The 18,693-nt window shown below is 70.0% G+C and carries 17 protein-coding genes and 1 tRNA gene; 10 read left to right on the top strand and 8 right to left on the bottom strand.

Annotation, left to right across the window (positions count from 1 at the left end; all coding sequences use genetic code 11):
* Positions 1-23: 23 nt before the first annotated feature.
* Entirely contained in the window at positions 24-884 is an 861-nt protein-coding gene (rsmA, locus tag ABZ459_RS25720; RefSeq protein ID WP_357974866.1) for a 16S rRNA (adenine(1518)-N(6)/adenine(1519)-N(6))-dimethyltransferase RsmA, read from the top strand.
* 434 nt (positions 885-1,318) lie between these two features.
* Positions 1,319-1,951: an NlpC/P60 family protein gene (locus tag ABZ459_RS25715; protein ID WP_357974863.1), complete on the top strand. Its 633-nt coding sequence runs from the start codon at positions 1,319-1,321 to the stop codon at positions 1,949-1,951.
* A gap of 371 nt (positions 1,952-2,322) precedes the next feature.
* Here ABZ459_RS25715 and ABZ459_RS25710 read toward each other — a convergent pair whose 3' ends face one another.
* From ABZ459_RS25710 to ABZ459_RS25700, 3 genes are all read right to left on the bottom strand, one after another.
* The gene (locus tag ABZ459_RS25710; protein ID WP_357974860.1) at positions 2,323-3,144 is read right to left on the bottom strand and encodes an arginase family protein; all 822 of its coding nucleotides are present in this window, start codon (positions 3,142-3,144) and stop codon (positions 2,323-2,325) included.
* Positions 3,145-3,411: 267 nt separating this feature from the next.
* Positions 3,412-4,491 carry a hypothetical protein gene (locus ABZ459_RS25705; protein WP_357974857.1) on the bottom strand — a complete coding sequence of 360 codons (1,080 nt, stop codon included), beginning with the start codon at positions 4,489-4,491 and terminating at the stop codon, positions 3,412-3,414.
* A 179-nt stretch (positions 4,492-4,670) separates the two neighbouring features.
* Positions 4,671-5,183, bottom strand: a complete 513-nt coding sequence (locus ABZ459_RS25700) for a sigma-70 family RNA polymerase sigma factor (RefSeq protein WP_357974854.1) — start codon at positions 5,181-5,183, stop codon at positions 4,671-4,673.
* A gap of 336 nt (positions 5,184-5,519) precedes the next feature.
* On the opposite strand from ABZ459_RS25700, the gene ABZ459_RS25695 reads away from it, so the two are divergent.
* From ABZ459_RS25695 to ABZ459_RS25685, 3 genes are all read left to right on the top strand, one after another.
* Entirely contained in the window at positions 5,520-6,422 is a 903-nt protein-coding gene (locus tag ABZ459_RS25695) for a 4-(cytidine 5'-diphospho)-2-C-methyl-D-erythritol kinase (protein ID WP_357974851.1), read from the top strand.
* Positions 6,423-6,674: 252 nt separating this feature from the next.
* A complete protein-coding gene (locus tag ABZ459_RS25690) occupies positions 6,675-8,492 on the top strand; it encodes an ABC-F family ATP-binding cassette domain-containing protein (RefSeq protein ID WP_357974848.1) in 1,818 nt (605 codons plus the stop codon).
* Positions 8,493-8,656: 164 nt separating this feature from the next.
* Positions 8,657-8,989 carry a hypothetical protein gene (locus ABZ459_RS25685; RefSeq protein ID WP_357974845.1) on the top strand — a complete coding sequence of 111 codons (333 nt, stop codon included), beginning with the start codon at positions 8,657-8,659 and terminating at the stop codon, positions 8,987-8,989.
* 66 nt (positions 8,990-9,055) lie between these two features.
* On the opposite strand, the gene ABZ459_RS25680 is transcribed toward ABZ459_RS25685, so the two are convergent.
* The gene (locus ABZ459_RS25680) at positions 9,056-9,559 is read right to left on the bottom strand and encodes a MarR family transcriptional regulator (RefSeq protein ID WP_357974843.1); all 504 of its coding nucleotides are present in this window, start codon (positions 9,557-9,559) and stop codon (positions 9,056-9,058) included.
* Positions 9,560-9,615: 56 nt separating this feature from the next.
* Between ABZ459_RS25680 and ABZ459_RS25675 the strand changes: the two genes are divergently transcribed.
* Genes ABZ459_RS25675 through ABZ459_RS25660 form a run of 4 tightly spaced genes read left to right on the top strand, consistent with a single transcriptional unit; the run spans position 9,616 to position 13,454 of the window.
* A complete protein-coding gene (locus tag ABZ459_RS25675; protein WP_357974840.1) occupies positions 9,616-10,386 on the top strand; it encodes a trans-aconitate 2-methyltransferase in 771 nt (256 codons plus the stop codon).
* Between the two features lie 17 nt (positions 10,387-10,403).
* Positions 10,404-10,754, top strand: coding sequence for a VOC family protein (locus ABZ459_RS25670; protein ID WP_357974837.1), 351 nt, complete (start codon positions 10,404-10,406; stop codon positions 10,752-10,754).
* A gap of 52 nt (positions 10,755-10,806) precedes the next feature.
* A complete protein-coding gene (locus ABZ459_RS25665) occupies positions 10,807-12,282 on the top strand; it encodes a CYTH and CHAD domain-containing protein (protein WP_357974834.1) in 1,476 nt (491 codons plus the stop codon).
* Positions 12,279-13,454 (top strand): cytochrome P450, encoded by a 1,176-nt coding sequence (locus tag ABZ459_RS25660; RefSeq protein ID WP_357974831.1) that lies wholly within the window; start codon positions 12,279-12,281, stop codon positions 13,452-13,454. The genes ABZ459_RS25665 and ABZ459_RS25660 overlap by 4 nt, the downstream gene beginning before the upstream one ends.
* Before the next feature lie 4 nt (positions 13,455-13,458).
* Here the strand turns inward: ABZ459_RS25660 and ABZ459_RS25655 are convergent, their stop codons facing one another.
* From ABZ459_RS25655 to ABZ459_RS25640, 4 genes are all read right to left on the bottom strand, one after another.
* A complete protein-coding gene (locus ABZ459_RS25655) occupies positions 13,459-14,292 on the bottom strand; it encodes an NUDIX hydrolase (RefSeq protein ID WP_357974828.1) in 834 nt (277 codons plus the stop codon).
* Positions 14,282-16,342: an RNA degradosome polyphosphate kinase gene (locus tag ABZ459_RS25650; protein ID WP_357974825.1), complete on the bottom strand. Its 2,061-nt coding sequence runs from the start codon at positions 16,340-16,342 to the stop codon at positions 14,282-14,284. The genes ABZ459_RS25655 and ABZ459_RS25650 overlap by 11 nt, the downstream gene beginning before the upstream one ends.
* Positions 16,343-16,397: 55 nt before the next feature.
* Positions 16,398-17,264, bottom strand: coding sequence for a TetR family transcriptional regulator (locus tag ABZ459_RS25645; protein WP_357974921.1), 867 nt, complete (start codon positions 17,262-17,264; stop codon positions 16,398-16,400).
* 79 nt (positions 17,265-17,343) lie between these two features.
* Entirely contained in the window at positions 17,344-18,282 is a 939-nt protein-coding gene (locus ABZ459_RS25640) for an acyl-CoA desaturase (RefSeq protein ID WP_357974822.1), read from the bottom strand.
* 305 nt (positions 18,283-18,587) lie between these two features.
* On the opposite strand from ABZ459_RS25640, the gene ABZ459_RS25635 reads away from it, so the two are divergent.
* Positions 18,588-18,659, top strand: a tRNA-Gln gene (locus tag ABZ459_RS25635).
* The last annotated feature ends 34 nt before the right edge of the window (positions 18,660-18,693 follow it).

The following is an 18,693-nucleotide window of genomic DNA, read 5'->3' as shown; positions in this document are numbered from 1 at the left end:
CATCCGCCATCGCAGGTTGTTCGATGCGGGAGACTGGTTGGATGATGAGGCTGTTGGGCCCTGCAGAAATACGTATTTTGGCGAACAAGCTAGATCTTCGCCCCACGAAAAAGCTAGGCCAGAACTTCGTGATCGACGCGGGGACCGTCCGGCGCATCGTCCGCGTGGCCGACCTGTCGGCCGACGACGTGGTCATCGAGGTCGGGCCCGGCCTCGGCTCGCTCACCCTGGCGCTCCTGCCCGAGGCCGCGCACGTGGTGGCCGTCGAGATCGACCCGGTCCTGGCCACCCAACTGCCCCTCACCGTCGCCGAGCGCGGCCCGTCCGACCGGCTCACGGTCGTCAACGCCGACGCCATGAAGGTCTCCCTCGACGACCTCGCCGGACACGACCCCACAGCCCTGGTGGCCAACCTCCCGTACAACGTGGCCGTCCCCGTGGTGCTCCACCTCCTGGAGACGCTGCCCTCGCTGCGCAAGGGCCTGGTCATGGTGCAACTGGAGGTGGCCGACCGCCTCGCCGCCGGTCCCGGCTCCAAGGTGTACGGCGTGCCGTCGGTCAAGGCCGCCTGGTACGCCGACGTACGCCGGGCGGGCCCGGTCGGCCGTACGGTGTTCTGGCCCGTCCCCAACGTCGACTCCGGCCTGGTCTCCCTGACCCGCCGCGAACCCCCCGCCACCACGGCCACCAGGCAAGAGGTCTTCGCCGTCGTGGACGCCGCCTTCGCCCAACGCCGCAAGACCCTGAGGGCGGCCCTGGCGTCCTGGGCCGGCAGCCCGTCCCAGGCGGAAACGGCACTGAGAGCCGCCGGCGTGGACCCCTCGGCCAGAGGCGAACAACTCACCATCGAGTCCTTCGCCCGAATAGCCGAACAAAAGCCCTAACCCGCCCCGCCCTTAAGCCCCACCAGAGCACCCCCTCCACCCCCCAGGGCTTGTGGCGTCCCGCGACCATGCCAGAGGTCCCTCCAGCCTGAGGCATCCGCCACCCGGCCCTGGCCACGTGCAACTTCGGCCCACAGAGCTTCCACCCCTGGGCTCGCACACCCTCAGGTGCCTCGCCTCACATCGCATGCGACCCCCGGGCGTCCGCCTACGTCGGCACGGCAAACCTGCACAGCCCCCACCACACCCGCCTTCCTCGCAAGCGCCCCACCCGCACCCAAACTCGCTCGCACGGGTCCCCCGACACCAGGCGCTGTCCACAACCCAAGACGCTCAACAACCACCTATCCACAGAACCCTGTTCGGCCCCTCCGCCCACGGTTCACCCACGTGATCCTGGCTCCCGTCCCTCATCACGACGAAGGAGCCCACTCATGCACCGCCGCCACCACGTCACCCAACTGTCGATCATCCTCAGCGGCGGCCTCCTGACCGTCACAGGAGCCCACCCCGCCCTCGCCAGAGCCACACCCGCTCCCTGTCTCCGGGCCACCGTCACCATCCCCGCCACCGGCGCCCAAGCAACCGCCACCACCCGCTGCCCGGCCCCCCACCACCCCAAGAAACCGAAGCCGAAGAAACCCAGAAAGCGCCCGAAGCACAAGGGCGAAATCGCAGCCGCCGCAGCCCTCACCCAGTTGGGCGTCTCGTTCTCCTGGGGCGGCGGCTCCTCAAGAGGCCCCACCATCGGAGTGGGCACCGGCGCGAACACAAGAGGCTTCGACTGCAGCGGCCTCACCCTCTACGCCTGGTCCAAAGCCGGAGTAAGGCTCGCCCACTACACCGGCACCCAGTTCCGCCAGGGCCGCAGAGTCCCCCTCGCCTCCAGACGCAAGGGCGACCTCCTCTTCTTCGGCGGCACCGGCGACCCGACCCACGTAGCGCTCTACCTGGGCGACAACATCATGATCCACGCCCCCCGCACCGGCGACGTAGTACGAAGAACCAACTTCCTGAACTCCGCCTACTACCGAACCACCTACCGAGGAACCATCCGCCCCGCCTGACACCACCGCCCCCTGGGCCGGCAAGGAATAGCCCGCCCCCGACCGTCCACCAACCCCGGCCGTCCACCAACCCCGGCCGTCCACCAGCCATGGGCGCCCGCCAACCAGAGTGCGCGCCAACCCCCGGGCGTCCACCAACTGTTGACGACGCGCCCTTCGGCGGGCGGCCATCCGCCCGGATGCCTACTCGTCACCCGAGCCCGGCCACCACGGACCAGCACTGCGACCAACCACTTACCCCGAGCAGCGCAACGAGCACCCATCGTCCCCGGACCAGCACCACGGGCGCCCACCGTCTACCCGATCAGCGCCGCAGGCGACCGCCTGCCCCGGCCAGCACCCCGGGAGGACCACTCCACCGGAAGCGCCACCTACCGCCCGGCGCAGACCGCCACCAACTCCTTCACCACCGACGTGAGCAACGCCTGATCCTCAGCCCCCGCCGGCTCGTACTCCATGAGCCCCAACCCCACCACCTCGAACCGCCCCGCAATGGCCCTCACCAGCTCCAGAAGCTCCTCAGGCCGGAACCCTTCCGGCGCAGGAGACCCCACGCTCCCGAAGATCTGCGGATCAAGCACATCGAAGTCGACATGCACATAAACAGCCGTCCGCTCCCCGCCCCCCGCCGCAGCCGCGGCACCGACAGCCTCGACCAGAGCCTCCGCATCCGCCGCCCGTACCCACCGCACCCCCCGAGTCTCGACGAACGCGACCTCGGCCGGATCCAGATCCCGCACCCCCGCCAGCACGACCTGCCCCGCCCCGACCGGCTGCCCGGCCACCAGCCCGTCAGGCCCTTCACCGGTCAACGCCCTCAGGACCATGCCATGAAAGGCCCCCGACGGCGACGACTCCGGCGTGTTCAGATCCCCATGCGCATCGAACCAGACGACGACCAGCCCATCCCCGAACCTCCGCCGCGCCGCCGCCACCGGCTCCAGTTCGACACCGCAGTCCCCACCCGCGGTGACCAGAAGCCCGTCCCACCCGGCCTCGGCGACCGCCACCCGAACCCTGGAAGCAGTGACCACCAGATCATCGTCATCGACCTCGACCTGAATCCGACGATCCGCGTCCACCATCTCCGCAACCAGCTGAGCCCCCTCACGCAGCCGCTCGGCCGTACGAGCCCCCGACCCCCGCCACTGCGGCACCTCGACAACCGTCACCTCGGACACGAGCACCTCCACATCAAATAGTCCCTCTCAGCATCCCAAGGACGAACCCATGCTGACCACCACAAACCCCGCTAACCCGATCGATGAGTGCCACATGGAAGCCCCGGCCGTCGTCCTGAACGGCGGGCGCCCCCGAACGCCACCCACCATGACCGCCTCGGCCGGATCCCGCACGTTCGACTCACAGGTGGGCGGTGATGTGCCATGAGCACTCCTGACCCCGAACGTCCCCAACGTCAGGCCAAGAAGGCCGACGCGGCAGCACCACCCCGTACGTGGTCATCTGTCCCGCTTGCACCCCTTGGGCGCCGGAGCCGGCGGGCCGGTCCAGCCGGATTCGGGGCCGCGTGCCCGATAGCTCACGACCTCGTCCTCGCTCACCCCCGCAGCCGTACGAGCCGCATAGGAGACCGACGCGAGCAGCTCGCCCGTCCCGGGATCGAGGATGTGCCTGTCGCGGACCGCCACCGTCCTGCTCGGCGACAGCAGTTGGCTCCCGGTGCCGCCGAAGTCCACCGACAGCCCTGCTCTGCCCAGCGGATCCCTGACCGTGCCGACGACCTTGGTGGACGGCAGCCCGGCCAGCACCCGGATGACCGCCGCACGCTGGGACGGGCCGAGCGGCATGGCCAGAAGGTTCACGGTGACGGGCAGGAACTCCTGGAAGGACTGGGCGAACCCGCGGGCCGTCGAGAGCTCGTGGTAGCCGTGCAGCCGCTTCAGAAGGTCGTCAGGACGGGCAGGGAACGCGGACAGATCCGCCATGGTGAACTCGGCGACCGTCATATCGGGATAGATCCCTCTAGGCTCCAGCCCTGCGCTGTACACGCAACCCTTGGGACCGTCCACACCGGTGATCGACCTGGCCTCGCCGCCACGAGCCGACGGCGTCCCGCCCACGACATCCCCTTCGCTCATCGGAACCGGACGGCACGACGTCCTGCCGCCGCCGTAGCACGGGCCGGCCACCTGGGCGGGTGCCCCGGAAGCGCGCCAGCCACGTTCGTCCGCGACCGTGGCCGGGCGGGCGACGACCGGCGACCGCTGCCTGATCACCACGTCGGCGGGATCGCGCGGCTGCCAGGTCTCCCGGCGCTCGACCACCATGATCGTGTACCCGCTGCCGGCCGACCAGGCGTTGCCCTCGATCCGCACATCACGCCAGTACGCGCCGCCGCTCGCAGAGAGCTTCTCGATCCTGTCGGCGAGGTCGTACAGCTCCTGGTTGGGTCTCGACGGCGTGAGCACGGACGGGGCAGCGGTCAAGCTCGTGACCAGCGTGACGACCAGGGCGACGACCGCGGCCGTCGCCACCGGCGCCCAGAGAACCCGCAGACGGGGGAAGCGCGGCTCCCGCACTGCACGTACGCCACCGACGACTGGCACACGCCTCCGGCCTGGGAGGCGAAGGAACCGCAGACGGCGTGCACGCCGCGGCTCGTCCGCCATGATCGCGTCCCGCAGCTGGCGCGCACCGGGTCCCTGAGGAAGCGCCTGCGGAGCGGGATCGATGGCCTTCACCAGATCGTCTATGTCGTTCATGCCTTCCTCATCACCATGGTCCAGGACGGCTGCCGCTCCAGCAGCGCCGCCAGCCGTCTGCGCGCACGATGCAACCGGGTACGGGCGGCGATCGCCGTACACCCCAGGACCTGGGCGATCTGCTCGCCGCTCAGCCCCTCCCAGCACGCCAGCGCCAGAACCTCGCGGTCCCGTTCGGGCAGTTCGTCGAACGCCTTGCGCACGTGGTCGAGCTCAACCGGCGTCACCGTCCGGGCGGCGGCCAGCTCGTCGCGGAGGCGTTCGGCCAGCACGGCCCGCCGCGAGGCGCCGCGCTGCTGGTTGGCCAGCACCCGCCGTGCCACGCCGTACAGCCACAGCAACGCCTTGTCCCCTTGGGGGACGTCGCCGATCCGCCGCCACGCGATGAGGAACGTCTCGGCGAGCACGTCGGCCGTGTCCTCGGGCGAGCTGGTACGACGGGTGGCGTACTGCTGTATCGCCGGGTAGTACGTGTCGTAGACCGCCTCGAAGCGATCTCGCTGTGTCACAGGTTCTCCTAGCGAAAGGTGCCGGACACAGTGGTAAATGTCCGGCACCCGCCCACGTGTTGCACCACCGCCGACAACGGCCGCGACCGCCACCGAAGCAGAAGGCAAGGCGTCGTTCCGGAGAGAAGCTTGGCCCGAAGCGAAGGCGGTGGCAGAAAGACGGCAATGTCGGCGTATGACCCTCTGACGGGTAGAAAGCCGGACGAACCTCACTCTGCGTGGCCCGCAGTCGGCCATCTCACACGTCTAATTCCGAGAACCGCATGTCAGCGCACCCCACCCCGATAACATCGAGTGTCCTTGACCCCGGCAAGCGATGAAAGTGGCAGAAGATCGATGAGTTCGGTGACCGTACGTGTGCCCGCGAAGGTCAACGTGCAGCTTTCAGTCGGCCCGCTCCGGGAAGATGGCTACCACGACCTGGTCAATGTCTTCCACGCAGTGTCGATCTTCGATGAGGTGGTCGCCAAGGAGGCCGAGTCGATCACCGTCACGGTCAACGGCAGATGGTCCGACCAGGTGCCCGTCGACGACGACAACCTCGCCATCCGCGCCGCCCGCGCCCTCGCCAAGCACGCGGGCCGCTCCTACGGCGCCGACCTGATCATCGAGAAGGCCATTCCGGTCGCCGGCGGCATGGCGGGCGGCAGCGCCGACGCGGCGGGGGCCCTTGTGGCGTGCAACGAGCTCTGGGGGCTCGGCCTGCCCTTCGAGGACCTCATGGAGATCGCCGGAGACCTGGGGAGCGACGTACCGTTCTCGCTGCTCGGCGGCACGGCGGTCGGCACCGGCCGCGGCGAGCAGCTCAGCGAGCTGCCCACGGGCGGCACGTTCCACTGGGTGTTCGCGTTGGCCGACGGCGGCCTCTCGACCGCCAAGGTCTACGCGGAGTGCGACCGCCGGCGCGAGGCCTCGAACGCCCGCGTGCCCTGGCCCGAGCTCGACGCCCCGCTCATCGAGGCCCTCGGCACCGGCGACGCGTACGCCCTGGGCGCCCACCTGAGCAACGACCTCCAGGCCGCCGCCCTGGCCCTGCGCCCCGAGCTCGCCACGACCCTCGACAGCGGGCGCCAGCACGGCGCGCTGGGTGCGATCGTCTCCGGCTCCGGCCCCACCTGCGCCTTCCTGGCCATCGACGCCACCCACGCCCGCGACCTCGCCAACAGCCTCACCGCGACAGGCGCCGCCACCACCACGGTCGCCGCCCACGGCCCCGTGACCGGCGCCACCCTGCTCTAACCCCTGGGTGACACCCACCAGGGCCCCAACCACCACCGCCACGCTGAGCGCGGCACGACAGACCCGCCCACAGTGCGGGCGGGCACCGCGCGCACCTTCCCGTCGTGTGAGGGGCTGACGCTGCATGGGGCCTGGACGAGAAGCCGGGCGCTCGCAGTCGGCATGCGGTCCGGCAATCCCAGCCCCGTAGACGATCAAGGGACGTCGTGGGCGTCGGGAAGCGGTTGAGGGGACCGATACCCTGGACACGTCATGAATCTGGTCAACCTTGAGTCGGTCTCCCACGCCTACGGGCCCAAGCCGCTCCTCAGCGACGTCTCCCTGGGCATCGAGGCCGGGGAGCGCATCGGCGTCGTCGGCCGCAACGGGGGCGGTAAGACGACCCTGATGTCGGTCATCGCCGGTGACGTTCGTCCCGACAGCGGCCGGGTCACCCACACGCGCGGGCTGCGGGTCGGGCTGCTGTCCCAGCAGGACACCCTCGACCCCGAGGCCACCGTGAGCCAGCTCGTCCTGGGGGACAGGGCTGAGCATGAATGGGCAGGTGACCAGCAGGTCCGCGAGATCCTGGCGAACCTGATCGGCGACCTCGACCTCAGCGCCAGGGCCGCCGCGCTGTCCGGCGGCGAGCGCCGGCGTACGGCGCTGGCCCGTCTGCTCATCGACGACCACGACCTGGTCATGCTCGACGAGCCCACCAACCACCTCGACATCGAGGCGATCGCCTGGCTCGCCGCCCACCTGGCGGCCAGGAAGAGCGCCCTGCTGGTCGTGACCCACGACCGCTGGTTCCTCGACGCCGTCTCCACCCGCACGTGGGAGGTCGTCGACGGCCGGGTCGAGCGCTACGAGGGCGGCTACGCCGCGTACGTGCTGGCCAAGGCCGAGCGTGCGCGCATCGCCCAGGCCGCCGAGGACCGCCGCCAGAACCTCATGCGCAAGGAGATCGCCTGGCTGCGTCGCGGTCCGCCCGCCCGCACGTCCAAGCCGAAGTTCCGGATCGACGCCGCGCAGGCCCTGATCGCGAACGAGCCGCCGGCGCGGGAGACCGTCGAGCTGATGCGGTTCGCCGCGGCCAGGCTCGGCAAGACCGTCTACGACCTGGAAGACGTCACCCTGCACGCGGGCGGCCCCGGCGACGGGCCGCTGGTGCTCGATCACTGCACGTGGCAGTTCGGGCCGGGCGACCGTATCGGCCTGATCGGCGTCAACGGGTCGGGCAAGTCGTCGGTGCTGCGGTTGCTCGCCGACGGCGTCCAGCCGGACTCGGGCCGGGTGATCCGCGGCAAGACCGTCCGCCTGGCGCATCTGTCCCAGGAGCTGACCGAGCTCGACCCGTCGCGGCGGGTGCTGGAGTCGGTGGAGGAGATCCGCAAGTACCTCCAGCTGGGCAAGCGGGAGTGGACGGCGTCCCAGTTGCTGGAGCGTCTGGGCTTCAAGGGCGACGCGCAGTGGAAGGTCATCGGCGACCTGTCCGGCGGCGAGCGGCGGCGGCTGCAGCTGCTGCGCCTGCTGATGGACGATCCCAACGTGCTGCTCCTCGACGAGCCCACCAACGACCTCGACATCGAGACGCTCAACGAGCTCGAAGACCTGCTGGACGGCTGGCCGGGCACGCTGGTGCTGGTGAGTCACGACCGCTACTTCCTGGAGCGGGTGACCGACCGGTGCGTGGCGCTGCTGGGTGACGGCAAGCTCGCGCTGCTGCCGGGCGGGGTCGACGAATACCTCGAACGCCGCAGCGCCGGCACGGCCGTGACCGCCCGTATCGGCAGCGCTCCTGCCCCGGCATCCGGCGCTCCGGCCCCTGCCGCGGCCTCGTCCGCCACGCAGGCGGAGACCGGGCTGTCGGCCAAGGAGGAACGCGAGCTCCGCAAGGAACTCAACCGCCTGGAACGCCAGCTCGACAAGCTCGGCGACCAGGAGGCCCGCCTCCACGCATCCATGGCCGAAGCCGCCAGCGACTACGCCAAGCTGGGCTCCCTCGACGCCCAGCTCCGCGACGTCCTGGCCCAGAAGGACACCGTCGAGGCGGAATGGCTCGAAGTGGCCGACCGCCTCGGCGACTGACCGGCGCCGAACCCTCGCACGCGAGGGTGCGCGCCGGTTCGACGGCAGCTGCAGAGACGGCGTCGGCGGGCCGGCCCGGATCCGTCGCCGGTGCGGGTCGCAAGGCGGCGGCCGACGTGCTGGCTCTGCGACGCTCCAGAACCTTCGTGGACTAGCCTCCGGCCATGGGGAAGTTTCTCGCTGTCCTGAACGGCGCGGCCGACGAGGCTGACAAGGCGACGTTCACCGAGCAGCAGCAGAGTGAGTTCATGAACGCCTGGGCGGTATGGGCCCAGAAGAACGAGCACGCCCTGGTCGATCCCGGGGCGCCGCTCTTTCGCAAGAAGTTGGTGACGGCCCAGGGCGTCGAGGACTTCACTGACTCGAAGACCGGATACGCGATCGTGGAGGCCGAGACACATGAGGCCGCGGCGCGGCTCTTCAGTGACCACCCTCATATCGCGTTGATGCCGGGGAACTCGATCGAGGTCCTCGAGTGCCCGCCCATCCCGTCCTGAGTTCTGCTTCTTGATGGCGAGGCGCGGCGCTGCCCGCGGCAGAGCGTGCATGACCTCGTCGAGGGGTTACTGAGGGGAGTCGAAGGGGGCGAGGAGCAGGCGGAGGAGGGCGGCGAGGGAGCGCTGGTCGGCGGGTGGGAGGCCGGAGAGCAGGTCGCGCTCACGCCGGAGCAGGTCGGCGAACGCCGCGTCCACCCGTGCCACCCCCGTGTCCGTCAGCGACACCAGCACGCCGCGCCGGTCCTCGGGGTCGGGCCGCCGCCGCACCAGGCCCGCCTGCGCGAGCCGATCGATGCGGTTGGTCATGGTCCCGGACGTCACCAGTGTGGCCCGCAACAGGGCCCCGGGGCTCAGCTCGTACGGCTTCCCGGCCCGCCGCAACGCGGTGAGCACGTCGAACTCCCAAGGCTCCAGATCATGTTCGGCGAACGCCGCCCGCCTGGCGCGGTCGAGATGTTTGGCCAGCCGTGACACCCTGGAGAGGACCTGGAGGGGCTCGACGTCGAGATCGGGCCGCTCGATCCGCCATGCCGCGACCAGCCGGTCGACCTCGTCATCCTGTGGCGTCATGACACAGAGTCTACTGTCTTGACATCGAGATATCTCTCTCGATATCAATTATCTCTATGTCAAGAGATATCTGGGACCCGGTGACGTACGCCGTCTACGCCGACGAGCGGTCGCGGCCGTTCATCGAGCTGATATCCAGAGTCGGTGCGGTGGCTCCCGATTATGTCGTGGACGCGGGCTGCGGCAGCGGCGAACTCACCGTCATGCTGGCCGAACGCTGGCCTGGCGCCACCGTCGAGGGCTTCGACGCCTCGCCCGCGATGATCACCAAGGCCCGCCAGCTCACCAGCCGGGTGCATTTCGCCGTGGCCGACGTCGACACCTGGCACCCGGACCGCCCCATGGACGTGATCGTCTCCAACGCCGTCCTGCAGTGGGTGCCCTCCCACCACGGCGTGCTCGAACACTGGCTGGAGGAGCTGGCTCCCGGCGGCTGGCTGGCCTTCCAGGTGCCGGGCAACTTCGACGCCCCGAGCCACGTCGCGATCCGCGAGCTGTGCGCCTCCCGCGCCTGGTCCGACCGGCTCAGCGACCTCAACAGGAACAACCCGGTGGACGACCCGGTCCAGTATCTCGACTTCCTCAACGACGGCGGCTGCCAGGTGGACGCCTGGGAGACCACGTACGTGCACCTGCTCCAGGGCGAGAACCCGGTCCTCGACTGGGTCTCCGGCACGGCCCTGCGCCCGATCTTCGACCGGCTCGACCCTGCCGAGCAGCGGCGGTTCAAGGCCGACCTGGCCGGGCCGCTCGCCGAGGCCTACCCGGCCAGGAGCTACGGCACCCCCTTCCCCTTCCGCCGCATCTTCGTGGTGGCCCAGAAATAGCTCCCGGAGACCCAGAGATGACGATCAAAGCCCTGCACCACGTCCAGCTTGCCGCGCCCAAGGGCAGCGAGCCCGAACTGCGCGCCTTCTACGGCGACGTGCTCGGCCTGAGCGAGGTCCCCAAACCGCCTGAGCTGGCCAAACGCGGGGGCGCCTGGTTCCGCGGCGACGGCGTGGAGATCCACCTCGGCATCGAGGACGACTTCAGGCCCGCACGCAAGGCCCACCCGGCGTTCCTGGTCGAGGACCTCGACGCCTACGCGGCCAAGATCCCCGGCGCGGTGCCCGACGACCTCTTCCCGGGCTACCGCCGGATCTACGTGACGGACCCCGTGGGCAACCGGATCGAGCTCCTGCAGGCCGTGTGATGTTCACCTGCAGGTGGCATCATGGTCCGAAATCGGACACTTGTGAGGTGCAGTGGGCATCGAGATCGAGGACAAGTTCGACGTTCCAACCGACTACGCGATCCCGGACCTGAGCAGTCTGGCCCAGGTCACGGGCCCGCGCGGCCATCAGCTCGTGGCGCTCTACTACGACACGGCCGATCTGCGGCTGGCCGCGCGCGGCGTCACGCTCAGACGCAGGCGCGGCGGCGACGACGCGGGCTGGCACCTGAAGCTGCCCAAGGCCAGGGGCGTGCGCCAGGAGATCACGTGCCCGCTCACCCGCAGCACCAAGGTCGTGCCGCCGGAGCTGGCCGAGCTCGTCCGGGCCTACGCCCGGGGCGCGGAGCTCCAGGTCGTGGCCGAGCTCGACACCCGCCGCAGCGTCACCCTGCTGCACGACGGCGACACCCGGCTGGTCGAGATCGCCGACGACCGGGTGAAGGGCACCGTCCACCGGGACGGCAGGGTGCTGCGGTGGCGTGAGGTCGAGGCCGAGCTGCTGGCCGAGGACCGGCGGGACCTGCTGGCCAAGGTCGGCAAGCGGCTGCGCAAGGCGGGGGCGAGCCCGGCGGGCAGCGCCAGCAAGCTCGCCCGGCTCCTCGAACCCGCCCCGCCCGCCAGGGTCGCCACCGAGCCCGGCACGGCGGGCGAGACCGTCATCGACTACCTGTCGAGCCAGGTCGCCGCCCTTCTCAGCCAGGATCCGCGGGTGCGCAGGGCCGAGGAGGACGCCGTCCACCAGATGCGGGTGGCCTCGCGCAGGCTGCGCAGCGCGCTCAAGGCGTTCAAGTCGGTGGTGACCGGCACGGAGCAGGTGCAGGAGGAGCTGCGCTGGCTCGGCACGGTGCTCGGCGAGGCCCGCGACCTGGAGGTGATCAGGGCCAGGTTCGCCGGCGAGCTGTCCGGCCTCGCCCCCGAGCTGGTCACCGGCCCCATCCAGACCCGCCTCGGCGCGGACCTGCGCGTACGCGAGCAGGAGGCGTACGAGCGCATCAAGGACGCACTCAGCGGCGCCCGCTACTACACCCTCCTGGACGCCCTCGACGCCCTGATCGCCACCCCCGAGCTGGGCAGGGCCGCCGCCAAGCCGGCGAAGGAGAAGCTCACCGCCCTCGCCTCCGCCGGCTGGGACCGCGTGACCAGGGCGTACGAGGCCGCCCAGGCCACCGAGGACGCCGGACGCCGCGAGATCGCCCTGCACGACGTCCGCAAGGCGGCCAAACGCGCTCGATACACCGCCGAGGCGCTCGAACCCACCCTCGGCAAGGGCATGGCCAGGCTGGCCGAGCTGGCCGAGAACGTCCAGGAGGTGCTGGGGGCGCACCGGGACGGCGTGGTCGCCCAGGAGACGCTGGCCAAGGAGGCCGAGGGCGCCCGGCAGGCGGGCGAGGACACCTTCACGTACGGGCTGCTGATCGGGATCGAACGCAACACCGCCGAACGCGCCGAGGCCGATTTCCCCAGAGTCTGGGCGGAAACCGTGAAGGCGGTTAAGAAGGTTCTATGACGAATCTTCCGGCAATTCCCTTCGCGCGCAGCGACCCCCTCGACGTTCCGGCGGCCTACCGGGAGCTGCGGGCGAAGGAGGGCATCGCGCGGGTGCGCACCTCGGTGGGCGACGAGGTCTGGCTGGTCACCGGCTACGAACAGGCACGCAGGCTGTTCACCGACAGCCGGCTGGGACGTTCCCACCCCGAGCCCGAGCGGGCGCCGCGCGTGTCGAACTCGGCCCTGCTCGGCGGGCCGCAGGGCGAGGCCGCCACCGAGAAGGCCGACCACGAGCGCCTGCGCAAGCTGTTCGCCCCCTCCTTCTCGGCCCGCCGGATGAGGCGGCTCGCCGACGAGGTCGGCTCCCTGGTCGAGGAGCGGTTGGACCGCCTGGCCGGGCTGACGCCGCCGGCCGACCTGCACGCCGAGCTCTCCTTCCCGCTGCCCGTGCTGGTCATCTGCCGGCTGCTCGGCGTCCCGTACGAGGACAGGGAGTACTTCAGCGGCGTGTCGGCACGCATGGCCGACCTCCAGGACGAGGCGGCCGGCGAGGCGGCACGGGCCGAGCTCAGCGCCTACATGGCCGGGCTGATCGCCCGCAAACGGCACGAACCGGCCGAGGACGTCCTGTCGGACCTGGCGAACGAGCTGGACGACGACGGCAAGATCGCCGAGCTGGCCGCCGGCCTGCTGTTCGCCGGGCACGAGACCACGGTCAACCGCATCGACCACGGCGTGCTCCTGCTGCTGGCCAACCCCGGCCAGCTCGCCCTGCTGCGGTCGAACCCCGGGCTCGCGCCCGCCGCGGTCGAGGAGATCCTGCGCATGGCCGTGCCGAGCCTGCACGGCCTGCCCAGGTACGCCCACGAGGACATCGAGATCGACGGCCGCACGATCCGCCGCGGCGAGGCCGTCGTCCTCAACACCGGCGTGGCGAACCGGGACGAAGACGTCTATCCCGATCCCGACACCTTCGTCATCGGACGTCCTCCGGCCGACCCGCATCTCGCCTTCGGGTACGGCCCGCGGTTCTGCATCGGCGCGAGCCTGGCCAGGGTGGAGCTGGAGGCGGTGTTCAGCCGGCTCTTCCAGCGGTTCCCCGGCCTGCGCCTGGCCGTCCCCGTCGCCGAGCTGCCGCGCAACGAGGGCAGGATCACCCAGGGCTTCGCCCGGCTGCCGGTCACCTGGTGAGCCGTCAGGTCGCGTAGCGCTCCACGCCGACGACGTGCCCGCCGACCCGGTGCAGCACCGCGAACGCGCCCTTGCGCAGGTGCACGTCCTTGCCGCTCAGCGCGTGGATCAGGTGCGGCAGGACCTTGCCGTGGCTGCACACGGCGGCGGGCACGGCGAGGTCGCCGACCAGGTCCGGCGTCTTGTGCGGATCCTGGCCCTCCTCGCTGAGCAGCGGCTCGGTCCTGATCTCGGTCCCGTACGGCTCCAGCGTCTGGACGCACCGCCGGCTGGGCGAGCTGACCAGCAGCTCGGGCCGGTACGCGGGCAGCGCGGTGGCCAGGGCGGCGGCCTGGGAGCCGCCGTGGTCGTCCAGCGGGCGCAGCGCGTCGTCGCCTTCCCACCGGCTCCTGGACCCGGCCGTGGCGTGCCGGACGAGCACCAGCGGCACGGTCGCCAGCGGCGCGGCGGCCAGGGCGCGCAGCAGCCCGGCGTCCCACTCGTAGGTCAGCAGCTCGCGAGCCCGGTCGACGGGCAGCCAGCGCAGCCCGTCGACCTCGTCGCCCGGCTCGAAGCCGGCGTCGGAGGCGACCCGCGCCGTCCAGTAGTCGACGCGCTTGAGCCGGCCGCCGCTGAGGTAGTGGATCGGCGGCAGGGCGCGGCCCAGGACGACCGTCAGGCCGGTCTCCTCGGCGACCTCGCGCAAGGCGGCGGCGATGACGTGTTCGCCGCTCTCCAGCTTGCCCTTGGGGAAGGTCCAGTCGTCGTAGCGCGGGCGGTGGATCACCGCGACCTCGGGGCTGCTCTCCGCGCCCCTCCAGACCACGGCCCCGGCGGCCCGGAGCAGGTCAGTCGTCAACGGTCCTCCATCGCCTGGTGCCGACGAGATGGCTCTGCAGGTCCTCGCCCTGGTGGCGGATCCAGGTGCCGTCGGAGTTGAGCCACCACGCGTTCGTGGTGTCGGCCATGGCCAGGTCCATCAGCTCGATCAGGTACGCCTTGTGCTGCTGGGAGGTCACCTTGACCAGGGCCTCGACCCGGCGGTCGAGGTTCCTGCGCATCAGGTCGGCGCTGCCGATCCACACCTCGGGACGTCTGCCGAGGCCGAACTCGTACACGCGGGAGTGCTCCAAAAAGCGCCCCAAAACCGACCTTACGCGGATATTTTCTGACAAATTGGGGATTCCTGGGCGAAGGATGCAGATACCGCGCACCCACAGGTCCACCGGCACCCCCGCCCTGGACGCCCGGTAGAGCGCGTCGATGATCGGCTCGTCCACCAGCGAGTTCGTCTTGATCCTGATCCGCGCCGGGCGGCCCGCCTGCTGGTGGGCGATCTCCCGGTCGATCCTGGCCAGCAGGCCGCTGCGCATCGAGTGCGGCGCGACCAGCAGCCGGCGGTAGGCCGAGTGGTTGGAGTAGCCGGTCAGGTGGATGAACAGGTCGGTGACGTCCTCGCCCACCAGCGGGTCGGCGGTGAGCAGGCCGAAGTCCTCGTACTGGCGGGCCGTCTTGGGGTTGTAGTTGCCGGTGCCGATGTGGCAGTAGCGGCGCAGCTCGCCCGAGGGCTCCTGCCGTACGACGAGGGCCAGCTTGCAGTGGGTCTTCAGGCCGACCACGCCGTAGACCACGTGGCAGCCGGCCCGCTCCAGCTTCCTGGCCCAGGAGATGTTGGCGTGCTCGTCGAAGCGGGCCTTGATCTCCACGACCACGACGACCTGCTTGCCCGCCTCGGCCGCGTCGATCAGCGCGTCGACGATGGGCGACTCGCCGCTGGTCCGGTAGAGGGTCTGCTTGATCGCCAGCACCCGGGGGTCGGCCGCGGCCACCTCGATGAAACGCTGCACGCTGGTCGCGAACGAGTCGTACGGGTGGTGCAGCAGCACGTCGCGCTCGCGCAGGGTGGAGAAGAGGTCGTCCTCGGCGTTGATCACCTCGGCCGGCACGAACGGGCGGTAGCTCAGCTCGCCGCGGTCGAGGTCGGCGATGGCGTGCAGGCCGGTCAGGTCGAGCGGGCCGGGCAGCCGGTAGATCTCGTGCGGGGCCAGCTCCAGCTCCTCGATGAGCGGTGCCAGCACCTCGGGCGTGATCGTGTCCTCGACCTCCAGCCGCACGGGCGGCCCGAACCGCCGCTTGAGCAGCTCCTTCTCCAGCGCCTGCATGAGGTTCTCGGTGACGTCCTCGTCGACGTCGAGGTCTTCGTTCCTGGTGACGCGGAAGACGTGGTGCTGGAGGATCTCCATGCCCTTGAAGAGCTGGCCGAGGTGCGCCGCGATGACGTCCTCCATCGGCACGAACCGGTCCTTCGACGCCGGCACGAACCGGGGGAGCTGCGAGGGCACCTTCACCCGCGCGAAGACGGTGTGGTCGGTGATCGGGTTGCGCACCAGCACGGCCAGGTTGAGGCTGAGCCCGGAGATGTAGGGGAACGGGTGGGCCGGGTCGACCGCCAGCGGCGTCAGCACGGGCCTGATCCGCTCCCTGAACAGCTTGCGCAGCTCCGTGCGCTCCTCGCGGCCCAGGTCGTCCCACCGGACGATCTCGATGCCCTCGGTCGCGAGCTGGGGGCAGACCCGGTCGTGGAAGGCGGCGGCGTGCCGCTTGGCCAGGGAGTCGGCGATCGTGGCGATCCGGGCCAGCTCCTCGCGCGGCTTCAGCCCGCTCTTGGTGCGCAGCAGCAGGCCGGTGGCCATGCGCCGCTTGAGGCCGGCCACCCGTACGCGGAAGAACTCGTCGAGGTTGCTGGCGAAGATGGCCAGGAAGCGCACCCGTTCGAGCAGGGGGACCGACGGGTCCTCGGCCAGTTCGAGTACGCGCTCGTTGAACTGGAGCCAGCTTTCCTCGCGGTTGAGGAACCGCTCCTGTGGCAGGGGCAGGTCGTTTCCCGATTGCAGCGGTTCCGCGGACATATGGCCTATATTGCCCCGATTGGTTGAACGGAACGTTAACGTAGCCGCAACGAACTCACTCTGGCTGGTCGGCCTGCTCCAGGCGTGCGGCGCGCTCGGCGAGCCTGGCCTCCCGCTGACGGATCTTCTCCTCGCGCTCGCGGGCCTTCTCCGCCTCCTTCAGCAGCCGCTCGCGCTCCTTCAACTCTCGTACCCTGGCTTTCTCCGCATCACGCAACTCTCGCTGGCGGAGCTTCTCGGCTTCCTTGAGCTCCTTCTCGCGCGCCTTCTCGAAGTCGCGCAGATCCTTGTCGCTGACGCGCGGCTTGGCGGCGGCGGCCTGGTTGCGGGTGGCCACCGAGATCGCCGGGCTCGGGTTCAGGCCGGTCAGGCCGTTCCAGGCCAGGTTCACCAGGTGCGCGGCGACCTCCTCGCGGCCCGGCTTGCGCACGTCCAGCCACCACTGGCCGGTCAGCGCGACCATGCCGACCAGCATCTGGGCGTACATCGGGGCGAGCTTGGGGTCGTAGCCCCGGCCGGCGAACTCGTCGGCCAGGACGTCCTCGACCTGGCTGGCGATCTCGCTGATCAGGCTCGCGAACGTGCCCGTGCCCGAGGCCGCGTGCGAGTCGCGCACCAGGATGCGGAAGCCCTCGCTGCTCTCCTCGATGTACTGGAGCAGGGCCAGGGCGGCCCGCTCCAGCTTGATGAGGGAGTGGGAGGCGGCGAGGGCCGAGGTGATCATGCCGAGCAGCTTCTGCATCTCGCGGTCGACGACGACCGCGTAGACGCCTTCCTTGCCGCCGAAATGCTCGTACACCACGGGTTTCGACACCTGCGCGGTGGCGGCTATCTCCTCTATGGAGGTCCCGTCGAACCCCTTCTCGGCGAACAGCGTGCGGCTGATCCGGATCAGCTGCTCTCTGCGCTCTCTACCGGACATGCGCCTGCGAGATCGGGGTTCGGTCACGGGTTCCATAATGACGGCCACGGACGAATGGCCGTTCATCGGCTGATTCTCGTCAGGCAATGCGCTTCGCCGCCAGGCGTTCTGGCGTCGGCCAGCGCACGTCGGACACCCAGCCCGCCCGTTCGAAGAGGCGGATCGTGCCGGCGCTGAGATCGATCTGGCCCTTGAGCGCGCCGTGCCGGGCACAGGTGGGGTCGGAGTGGTGCAGGTTGTGCCAGGACTCGCCGAACGACGGGATGGCCAGCCACCAGACGTTGCGCGACTTGTCACGCGTCTGGAAGGACTCCTCGCCGAAGACGTGGCAGATCGAGTTGATCGACCAGGTCACGTGGTGCAGCAGGCCGATGCGGATCAGCGAGCCCCAGAACAGCGCGGTCAGGCCGCCCTGCCAGGACCAGGTCAGCAGCAGGCCGAGCACGCCGGGCAGCAGGATGGAGACGAGGGCCAGCGTGGGGAACCACTTGTGCAGCTTCTGGATGTCCTCGTCCTTGCACAGGTCGGGGGCGTACTTCTCGCGGTTGGTGCGCTCGCTCTCGAACAGCCAGCCCATGTGGGCGTACAGCAGGCCCTTGGACATGGACTTGAAGCCGGGGCCGAAGCGCCACGGCGAGTGCGGGTCGCCCTCCTTGTCGGAGAACTTGTGGTGCTTGCGGTGCGTGGCCACCCAGTCCAGCACGGACATCTCCAGCGACAGGCTGCCCGCGATGCCCATCGCAATCTTCAGTGGCCGCTTGGCCTTGAACGAGCCGTGCGTGAAGTAGCGGTGGAACCCGACGGTGACGCCGAGCCCGGAGACGACGTAGAAGACGAAGGCGATGGCGATGTCCGTCCAGCCGAGTCCCCATCCCCAGGCCAGGGGCACCGCCGCCGCGAGCGCGACCAGGGGCAGTCCGACCACGAGGGCGAACGTGATGATCTCTGCCCTGGATTTCGGGTCGGGTTCGAAGTCGGGCTTCGGGGCGGGGGAGGAACGCTCGGCGAGAACGGTCATGGGCTACCTCCAACGACATGTATGAGGATGAATGTCCAGGCTACGCCACCGTAACCTACGCCATCGTAAGTAAGGAAGCCCTAAGTTGTGGATGTCACTTAGCTGACGGTCGGCTCGCCCAGGTGAGTGGGTTTCGTGCCTTGCGGCATTTGGGGTGGTCTGTTATACGGTCAGCGCGCCGACTACCCCTGCGTGTCCCCGGTATTCACGGCCACTGGAGATGTGGGAGAGAATTGAGGGCGCATACGCCCGTGCGGGCTCGGTATCGTAGGGGCTGTGTGTCGGACGCCACGGCGTCCGGTCCGTCCCGGATCGTCTAATCGGCAGGACAAGTGGTTTTGGTCCACTTTGTAGGGGTTCGAGTCCTCTTCCGGGAGCCTTGACAGCCATCCCGCGACTCCCCGCGCGAGA

The sequence above is a fragment of the Nonomuraea sp. NPDC005692 genome (genome assembly GCF_040631115.1).
Classification (GTDB): Bacteria; Actinomycetota; Actinomycetes; order Streptosporangiales; family Streptosporangiaceae; genus Nonomuraea.
Note: the sequence above shows the minus strand (reverse complement) of the source record. Positions and strands in the feature narration are given on the sequence as shown.

Bases quoted from the DNA above. Each gene is read 5' to 3' on its own strand.
- ABZ459_RS25670 (WP_357974837.1), top strand. From the start codon at position 10,404: ATGACGATCAAAGCCCTGCACCACGTCCAGCTTGCCGCGCCCAAGGGC.
- ABZ459_RS25675 (WP_357974840.1), top strand. From the start codon at position 9,616: ATGTCAAGAGATATCTGGGACCCGGTGACGTACGCCGTCTACGCCGAC.
- ABZ459_RS25645 (WP_357974921.1), bottom strand. From the start codon at position 17,264: ATGTCCGGTAGAGAGCGCAGAGAGCAGCTGATCCGGATCAGCCGCACG.
- ABZ459_RS25680 (WP_357974843.1), bottom strand. From the start codon at position 9,559: ATGACGCCACAGGATGACGAGGTCGACCGGCTGGTCGCGGCATGGCGG.
- rsmA (WP_357974866.1), top strand. From the start codon at position 24: ATGCGGGAGACTGGTTGGATGATGAGGCTGTTGGGCCCTGCAGAAATA.
- ABZ459_RS25660 (WP_357974831.1), top strand. From the start codon at position 12,279: ATGACGAATCTTCCGGCAATTCCCTTCGCGCGCAGCGACCCCCTCGAC.
- ABZ459_RS25715 (WP_357974863.1), top strand. From the start codon at position 1,319: ATGCACCGCCGCCACCACGTCACCCAACTGTCGATCATCCTCAGCGGC.
- ABZ459_RS25685 (WP_357974845.1), top strand. From the start codon at position 8,657: ATGGGGAAGTTTCTCGCTGTCCTGAACGGCGCGGCCGACGAGGCTGAC.
- ABZ459_RS25690 (WP_357974848.1), top strand. From the start codon at position 6,675: ATGAATCTGGTCAACCTTGAGTCGGTCTCCCACGCCTACGGGCCCAAG.
- ABZ459_RS25650 (WP_357974825.1), bottom strand. From the start codon at position 16,342: ATGTCCGCGGAACCGCTGCAATCGGGAAACGACCTGCCCCTGCCACAG.
- ABZ459_RS25695 (WP_357974851.1), top strand. From the start codon at position 5,520: ATGAGTTCGGTGACCGTACGTGTGCCCGCGAAGGTCAACGTGCAGCTT.
- ABZ459_RS25640 (WP_357974822.1), bottom strand. From the start codon at position 18,282: ATGACCGTTCTCGCCGAGCGTTCCTCCCCCGCCCCGAAGCCCGACTTC.